7 protein-coding genes are annotated in these 6,000 nt (G+C 62.2%); 2 read left to right on the top strand and 5 right to left on the bottom strand.

From position 1 onward, the window contains the following. Positions 1-280, bottom strand: a 280-nt coding sequence (locus tag VGL22_RS19205; protein ID WP_465268569.1) for a hypothetical protein, incomplete at its 3' end; no start/stop codon positions are given. 115 nt (positions 281-395) lie between these two features. Then, the gene (locus VGL22_RS19200) at positions 396-650 is read right to left on the bottom strand and encodes a hypothetical protein (RefSeq protein ID WP_465268568.1); all 255 of its coding nucleotides are present in this window, start codon (positions 648-650) and stop codon (positions 396-398) included. A gap of 502 nt (positions 651-1,152) precedes the next feature. Between VGL22_RS19200 and VGL22_RS19195 the strand changes: the two genes are divergently transcribed. Continuing rightward, positions 1,153-2,112: an aldo/keto reductase gene (locus VGL22_RS19195; RefSeq protein ID WP_465268567.1), complete on the top strand. Its 960-nt coding sequence runs from the start codon at positions 1,153-1,155 to the stop codon at positions 2,110-2,112. 151 nt (positions 2,113-2,263) lie between these two features. Then, positions 2,264-3,241, top strand: coding sequence for a twin-arginine translocation signal domain-containing protein (locus tag VGL22_RS19190; protein WP_465268566.1), 978 nt, complete (start codon positions 2,264-2,266; stop codon positions 3,239-3,241). Between the two features lie 131 nt (positions 3,242-3,372). On the opposite strand, the gene VGL22_RS19185 is transcribed toward VGL22_RS19190, so the two are convergent. The 3 genes from VGL22_RS19185 to VGL22_RS19175 all read right to left on the bottom strand — a co-directional run bounded on the left by VGL22_RS19185 (position 3,373) and on the right by VGL22_RS19175 (position 5,915). Then, positions 3,373-4,329, bottom strand: a complete 957-nt coding sequence (locus VGL22_RS19185; protein WP_465268565.1) for a DUF3106 domain-containing protein — start codon at positions 4,327-4,329, stop codon at positions 3,373-3,375. After that, positions 4,298-4,801, bottom strand: a complete 504-nt coding sequence (locus VGL22_RS19180) for a hypothetical protein (RefSeq protein ID WP_465268564.1) — start codon at positions 4,799-4,801, stop codon at positions 4,298-4,300. The genes VGL22_RS19185 and VGL22_RS19180 overlap by 32 nt, the downstream gene beginning before the upstream one ends. A 67-nt stretch (positions 4,802-4,868) precedes the next feature. Continuing rightward, on the bottom strand, positions 4,869-5,915 hold the full coding sequence (locus VGL22_RS19175) for an RNA polymerase sigma factor (RefSeq protein WP_465268563.1): 1,047 nt from the start codon (positions 5,913-5,915) through the stop codon (positions 4,869-4,871). Between the last annotated feature and the right edge of the window lie 85 nt (positions 5,916-6,000).

Raw genomic sequence — 6,000 nt, 5'->3', positions numbered from 1 at the left:
TCGTCAGTCCATAAGCTGACAGAAAGATAAAAACTGCCACGCCAAAGTGTCCGAAAAACGAGAAGAAAGCCTGGATAGCGAGAGAGGGTTGCCGTACAGTTTGCAGAAATACGGCGAATAGTCCCGGATGGAATACAAATTCGTTCTGGCGGACGGGGCTTATCAGGTGAAAGAAATTATGAAAAACGATAGCCAGGATAGCCAGGCCCTTCAGAACTGCCGTATCACAATGATCGAGCCCGGAGAGATTTCCCCCGGAAGGCGCATCGACGTCGCCCAAAGGATCCGACCTCATCACACCATCCATTGCGACACCTGTGCACGGCAAATTCTTGTGGGAAAGCTTGCCCAGTGTAGCCAATGTACGGCCCGGTTTCAATGACACTTATCCGGCATCAGCGGAGCGGCAATCTCACCCTGCATGGGGCAAAATTCAAATACGCCAGAATCAGGAGAGCGCCAGCAATCGTCGCTCCATGCACCCCATGGAGCGGCCACAAGTCGTACAACACCATCAGCCCAAGGAGCAGATAGGTTGCGTAGACGGCGAATTTCTCGTGATCTCCGACCTGCACCGGAAAGCGCGAGAACGCAGCCGCCATCATGACAGTGGTCGCCGGCAGGATCAGCCTCTTCCACATGTCGTTCAACAAGCTTTCGATCGGTGCTGGGCTCCCATCCAGACCGTCATCCCCCGAAACCAGCCTCCTGCCCTGACACCGCCCGCCATGACATCCCCACTTATTTCCTGTGATGGCGCGCACAGCCACTTTGATCCCGGTCCGTCCATACTCACTTCCGGCGCCCTCTCGCGCCCAAGCGTGAAATTGTGTCTGAATTCACCTCCCAGCACCGGCACTCCACCACCCATCCGTACCCTTCCGAAACCTGATGTTTACCAGAAAATTATTACCCCTTTCTTTTAAAGTTCCGGCGCAACTGAAGGGCCACTCAATGACAACATTGGACTTACCGGAAATCCAGAGGTGATTCAACTCACATTTCGACGGTTGTACGCCCGCGGAAATCACCCCGTCCGCCCGACCCGCTCCACCAACGGAGTTACTGAGTGATCAATACACCCCCCCGGTATCCGTCCTGAATCCACCCCACCCCCGCCCGCATCTGACTTCCGTTGAAGGAGAAACCTGCATGCACACCAGAAAGCTGGGCCAGAACGGCCCCGAGGTCCCGGTCATCTGCCTGGGCGGCAACGTCTATGGCTGGACCGTCCCTGAAGCGGACGCCTTTCATCAGCTCGACCGAGCCGTCACTTCCGGCCTCCACTTCATCGACACCGCGGACGTGTATTCACGCTGGGCCCCCGGCCACTCCGGCGGCGAATCCGAGACCATCCTCGGCAACTGGTTCGCCAAGTCAGGCCGCCGCCAGGACGTCATCCTCGCCACCAAAGTCGGCATGGAGATGGGCGAAGGGATGAAGGGCCTCAGCGCGGCCTATATTTCCTCCGCGGTCGACGCCTCCCTGCGCCGCCTGAAGACAGACTACATCGACCTCTATCAAGCACATACAGACGATAGCTCGACACCCCTTGAAGAGACGCTGGCAGCCTTCGACAAGCTCGTGAAAGCTGGCAAGGTGCGCTATATAGGCGCGTCGAACTACTCCGGCGCACGCTTGGCTGAAGCCATCGAAACCAGCCGCAGGAACGGGCTCGCCGAGTACACCTCCCTGCAGCCGCACTACAACCTGGTCGAGCGTCAGGCATTCGAGTCCGACCTCCTGCCCGCCGTCCGGAAATACGGCATCGGTGTCATCCCGTACTTCTCGCTCGCCGCCGGCTTCCTCACCGGCAAGTACCGCCGGGATAGTGCCGGCACGCAATCAGCGCGCGCCGGAATGGTGAAGAAATACTTCAACGATCACGGCTATGCTGTTGTAGAGGCGCTGGATGAAGTTGCCAGCCAGCACAACTCCACGCCCGCCCGGGTCGCCCTCGCCTGGCTGCTGGCACAGCCGGGAATCACGGCTCCGATCGCCAGCGCCACCAGCGACAAGCATCTCGATGACCTGATTGCCGCCGCCAGCCTGAAGCTCGATGCGGCCAGTCTCCAGCGCCTGACCGACGCAAGCGCGCCCGTCGCCGCCTGAAACCCGGCTGCCCTGAACCCTGCGCTCGCAATAGACCCGCAGGGCCGGATCGCTCGCCTCGCGATCCGGCCCTGCAGACCGTGAGCGCCATCACTGCGAGTCGTATTTCTTCTGCGTAACCCTTCCCTGTCCCGCTAAGGAAGGGCTCCGCATGCGTCCGACTCGCCGTGAATTCCTTCAGACCACCTCAGCAGCCGCCCTCGGCCTGGGCGCCATCAGCCGGCTTGCCGCACAGCCGAACGAAAAGACCGGCCACAGCGAAACCAGGCCCGCGGCTGCTCCCCCCACCGGTCAGGCCCCGGCCCCTCAGACCCTCCAGGTCCCCACCGTGAAGTTTGCCGGCGTCGAAGTCAGCCGCATGGTGCTCGGCGTCAATCCCTTCTACGGCTACTCGCATTACAACCTGAATTACAGCTCCATGATGGCGGAGTGGTACACGCAGGACAAAGTCTGCGAAGTGATGCACCACGCCAACAGCTTCGGCATCAATGCGTTCAATTACGTCACCAGCGCGCGCTCCATGCAGGACCTTGCCCGTTTCCAGTCCGAGGGCGGCAAGATGCACCTGATCTCCCAGGTAGCCGCTAAAGACGATGTCACCCAGCTCGTCCGCGACCTCAAGCCGCTGGCCGTCCACCGTCAGGGTGAGGTGGTCGACATCGCATTCCGCGAGGGCAAGATGGACACCGTCCGCGAGTGGTGCAAAATCGTGCGCGACCTCGGCGTAGCCGTCGGCGTGGGCACCCACAAAGCGGAAGTCATCGAGCTCGTCGAAGAGCAGGGCTGGGACGTGGACTTCTACGCCGGCTGCGTCTACAACCGCACCCGGTCGCTAGAGGAGTGGAAGCAGATCCTGGGCGGCCACACGCTGGAAATGCCTAAGGAAATCTACCTCCAAAGCGACCCTCCGCGTATGTATGGAGTGATGCGCAAGACCCGCAAGCCATGTTTCGCGTTCAAGATTCTGGCCGCCGGCCGCCTCGCCGACACCGATATCAACGCCGCGTTCAAACTCGCATTCGACAGCATCAAGCCGACCGACGGAATCTTTGTAGGCGTGTTCCCCAAGCGTAAGGACGAGATCCGCGAGAATGCCGGGATCGTCCACAACATCCTCGCCGGCGCCTGAACAGCCGCGCGGGGGTCATAGATAGAGTGGTGTCTAACGAAAGCAGAAGGGGCGCAATCCGCACCCTGCGAATTGCGCCCCTTCTGCTGCCTGCTTTTGCCTTTCTACTCCCTATTCCCGGCTTCTCGCCCCTACCTCGGCGATTCGTAAGGTTCGACCTTGAGCATGTCGCTCAGAATGCCACGCTCTTGCGGACTGAACTGCCCCTGATAGCGAGCGGAGTTGAGCACCATCCCGCGCTGCTCGGGCGGCACCGATCGCAGGTCGCGGAATGCGTTGCGCATGATGGTCTGGCGGTCTTCCGGCATGGCTCGCCACTGCTGGGCGGAGCGGTTGACGCGCAGGCGCTCCTGCGGCGATAGCCGTTCCAGGTTCTCGGCGCGGGCCAGCCGGCGCTGGCGCTGCGCGTCGCTCATCTGATCCACGTGATGCAGTTGCTGCACCAGTCGCTGCTGCTCGCCCTGCGGTAGCTGGCGAAAGCTGGGGTCGCTGCGCAGCATCTGTTCCTGGTTGGCCACCGGCACGTTCCGGTGCTGGTCGAGCCAGTTCTGCAGGTGTCCCGGAGGCGCTGTCGGCGTGCGCTGGCCAGGGTAACCAGGCCGGGTCGGCGTGGGCGCGTAGTAGTTCTGCCCCGGGTAGGCGGGACGCGTACCCGGCTGGTTGAAAGGCTGCGTAGTGCGCGGCGGCGTATACGGCTGCGACGGTACAAGCGCCTGATGCGGCACGCCATTCGGAACTGTATTCGGCCGCGCCTGCGATTGCGGCTCGTAGCTCCGCGCAGGATGGTTCGCCGGAGACTCGGGCCGGCTCTGGGGATGACTCTGAGGACGCGGGGCCTGCCGCGATTCCTGATGCGATTCCTGCCGCGATTCGTGATGCGGCTGCGGATGCGACGGCGGGCTTTGCTTATGATTCTGAGCCGGCGCCGCGGGCAGGCAAAGAGCCGCGGCCGCCACTGCAGCCATCGCCGCCCGGCTCACTCCGTTCGCCTTTACCCCGCCCGCCATCGTCTCCACTCCCCTCGGTCCCTTTTCCCTTGTTCCCTTTTCCCCGCTCTTACTGCTGTACAGCGTCGCCGCTGTCGTCATCCATCGATTCCAATTGGTCGAGCACCTGGGCGTTGCTGTCCAGCGTCTGCAAATCATGCACCACGGCCGTCTCATGCGGAACCGCGGGAGGCGCCTGCCAGTAGAAGTCAAGATAAGCCCCGCCCCCCACCAGCAGCAGAACCGTCATCGCCATCGCCACCAGCGGGCGCGTATGCACCTTCTGCGGCCGCATCATCAAACGCGCCCTGAACCGCTCCAGCCAGCCCGCCGGCTGCGCCTGCCGCTCTTCGCGCAGGCGCGCCTGAAATCGAGTCATGAAATAGGGATTCGGCTCCGGCGCCTCCCAGGCGTCCATTACAGCCATGGTGGCACGCAGCTCTTCGAGTTCGCGGCTGCAGCCATCGCACTCGCTGACATGCGTTTTCACCGCGACAGGCACAGTCTCCGGATCGAGCAGCAGGTCCGCCAGCCTCGTCTCCATTCCCGCGCAGATGTTCGTGTTCGATTCCATCTCAACCACCCCAATCCTTGCCGGCCCCCGCCGGCGCCACTCCCCTTGCTTCTTTAGACGAAAACCCTTAAACAAACTCTTTCAACTTCTCCCGCAACGTCTGATACGCCCGAAACAGCAGCGACTTGGTAGCCGACTCGCTCAGCTTCAAAACTTCCCCAATCTGGCGGTAGTCCAGCCCCTGATACTTGTGCATCAGCACAGCCGTTCGCTGCCGCTCCGGCAGCGCCATCACGTGTTTGCGGATAGCCGCCATGCGTTCGTCCTTCAGCAGCGTCTGCTCCACCGTCGGCCGGTCGTCAGCCACTTCCGGCGTGGTCCCGGTCTCTTCATCGGGCGTGTCCAGGTAAACGTTCTGCGCCGCCCGTTCGTGCTTCGTATCCCGCGCGTGATTCACGGCAAGATTCGTGGCGATGCGATAAAGCCACGTCGTAAACTTCGCCTCCGCGCGGTAGCTCTCGCGGCTTCGGTAAACCCGCAGAAACACTTCCTGCGCCAGTTCCTCGGCAACCGACTGATTGTGCACCATCCGGAAAAGAAAGTTGATCATCGACCGGTGGTATTTCTGCACCAGGTAATTGAAGCCCGCCTCGTCCCCTGCCGCCACCCGCAGCATGATCGCCGCGTCGCTGCTGGGATCGGCCGCCGCTACCCCCGCCGCGTGCAGATCCGGGTTCGCGCTGGCGGTAGCCTCAGCGTTCGCTTCCGGAATCGTTTGAGGGATTGCCGGCCGTACGCCCAGTGCCGGATTGTCCAGAACCAGGGTTGCCATATCCTCTTCAACCCCGGGACCCTCATTTTGTTGCGCGTCCTCGTCCGCATCCTGTTGCAAATCCTTGACGATTTCGGGGCCGGCGTCGGGTCCGGATTCGGGCTCGAATCGCAGATCGTCCTCGGGGACGCCAAAGCGGTTCGTGGCAGGCTTCGACATACCCCGGCCGGAGGGTCCCGACGCTCGTTCCTCTCCACGCCCAGGATCTTCAGCGCGCTCCCCGCCGGCACGGGCCATGGCCTGCATGCTGCCGCCCGCATGTGGGCTGCCCGGCCCGTCCCCTGACGCGCAGGGACGCAGCCCCGCACCGGCTTCCGGGAGGAAGTCGGATGCGGCACGCATTCGTCTGAATCGAAACAGCATAAGTGGATTAAGCAACGAGGCCAACGACGCAGTGACGGTTCTCCGCCTCTGACCTCTGCCGGGT

This window comes from Occallatibacter sp. (assembly GCF_036502485.1).
Lineage (GTDB): Bacteria > Acidobacteriota > Terriglobia > Terriglobales > Acidobacteriaceae > Telmatobacter.
The sequence above is the reverse complement of the archived record's forward strand: the minus strand, read 5'-3'. Positions and strand labels throughout refer to the sequence as shown.